3 protein-coding genes are annotated in these 1,698 nt (G+C 45.6%); all 3 read right to left on the reverse strand.

Going from position 1 to position 1,698, the window contains the following annotated elements; genetic code table 11:
- Positions 1 to 57: 57 nt before the first annotated feature.
- Positions 58 to 255, reverse strand: a complete 198-nt coding sequence (locus tag IEV46_RS17750; protein ID WP_188433944.1) for an RHS repeat domain-containing protein — start codon at positions 253 to 255, stop codon at positions 58 to 60.
- A gap of 189 nt (positions 256 to 444) precedes the next feature.
- The gene (locus IEV46_RS17760) at positions 445 to 654 is read right to left on the reverse strand and encodes a hypothetical protein (RefSeq protein WP_188433946.1); all 210 of its coding nucleotides are present in this window, start codon (positions 652 to 654) and stop codon (positions 445 to 447) included.
- A 77-nt stretch (positions 655 to 731) separates the two neighbouring features.
- Entirely contained in the window at positions 732 to 1,607 is an 876-nt protein-coding gene (locus IEV46_RS17765) for an RHS repeat-associated core domain-containing protein (protein WP_188433949.1), read from the reverse strand.
- Between the last annotated feature and the right edge of the window lie 91 nt (positions 1,608 to 1,698).

A 1,698-nucleotide genomic window follows, 5' to 3' on the forward strand; every position in this document is an offset into this window, starting at 1 on the left:
TTTTCATAGTGGCGGTTTCTCCTTCTTGGTTTGTCCACCACCGTTATACCAAACGGTTTAGGAGACCGCCACTTTCAATTTCCACGATTTTTGGGACATAGCCACGGTGCCGTCAGGCTGGGTTTCCTTGACCAGCTGTTCCAGCTGATCGTAAACATAGGTCGTAGTTCCCTTGGAATCTTTCACCTGGGTGATGTTACCTTTGTTGTCGTAGGTGTATGTGTAAGATTCCCGTTGCTCTCCGCCCTTGTCCAAAACCACCTGCTGTGTGAGATCACCGGCCTCAGCGGATTGGTGACACTGGTCAGGTTGCCCTTGCCATGGTATGTGTAGTTGTAGGTGGCGTTGCTGTTCTTGGCGTTGGCATTGGCATCTTTTTCACTGACCAGTTCGTTTTTGTCGTTATAGACAAAAGTCTGCTTGTAGTTGAGACCTTTGGGATTATCATCTAAAAATAAGTCCAGTTAACATAAGGATAGCTCCAATTACTAAAAGAACTAATGGACTTAAATAATAAATTAGATAAGACCCTTTAGGAATCTCTTTTATTAGATAAGACCCTTTAGGAAAGCCTTTTATTTTTTGAATCAACAGACCAAACCCTAACATAAAAAGTCCAGCACCTATTGCACCTATAATAGATGGATCCAACATTTTTACTCAACCCCCATTTGCTTTTTCATGATTAAAGAATACAGCGAGAAGATTCCTTCCCGCTGTATTAACTCCATTTAATTCCATCGTCTGAATTTTAATACATACGTATATCCGCAACCAGCTTTATAACGCTTCCACCGTTTTTTAGTTCTGCTCCATCTTTTCTTGTAACAATATCTTTTCGCATGTTTAGCGTATATTTTAGTTCCCTTTTTACCTATCCAGGCAGATGATCCATAGGAAATTATAGCTCCTAATATTGCTGCAGCTAAACGCCAACCTCCTCCTGCTGCAGCCATAATAACACCTATGCCAGTCCCAGTTGCAAAGATTTTCCACATAGTTGATTTTCTGAGATAGATTGTTTTCTTCCACAACCCATCAGGATCAGTGAAGTTGACCGGATTGTTTTCAACATACGTATACCTATTCAAACTAAGCTGCTCATCCTCAAACCCCTCAAAGGAATCCCTCGTCAAGAACCTTCCCGTCTCCGGACTGTAATACCGGCTCTGCAGATAATACAGCCCCGTCACTTCATCATACCGGTACCCCGCATACCGATACGGATTCTCCACCGTCCCTGTTTCTTTCAGCAGATTCCCGAAGGCATCGTACTCATAGGTTGCCACGACTTCTCCGGTGGAGTCGGTGAGGGCGGTTACATCCCCCCAGTAGTTGGTCTGGTAATAGTAGGTCTTCCCGCCCCGGGTCATACTGACAAGCTCATTGTTGGCCCCGTAGGTGTAGCTGGCCACGATCTGGTTGTTCTGATCCGTCTCATAGATGACGTTATTGTTCCCATCATAATGGAACGTGATCGTCTGGGAACCGGTGGTCATGGTCTTGCGCATGCCGTCGGCCCGGTAGGTGAAGGAGGCGAGAGTCTTGTCTCCTTCCTTAACGGCAGGCGGTTTTCGGCATGTGCCGTCGTGATGGGATTGTCCCACTCGTCGTAGATTTTCGTGACGGCCTTTTTCGCTGTTTTACGCGGTGATGGGCTTATTTTCCTTTGGTTCGCTGTCGATGTGTTGTTCCAGT

It is taken from the genome of Kroppenstedtia guangzhouensis, assembly GCF_014637345.1.
Lineage (GTDB): Bacteria > Bacillota > Bacilli > Thermoactinomycetales > DSM-45169 > Kroppenstedtia > Kroppenstedtia guangzhouensis.

What these genes read in the sequence shown, in the direction of transcription:
- IEV46_RS17760 (WP_188433946.1), bottom strand. Translation starts at nt 654, where the DNA reads ATGTTGGATCCATCTATTATAGGTGCAATAGGTGCTGGACTTTTTATG.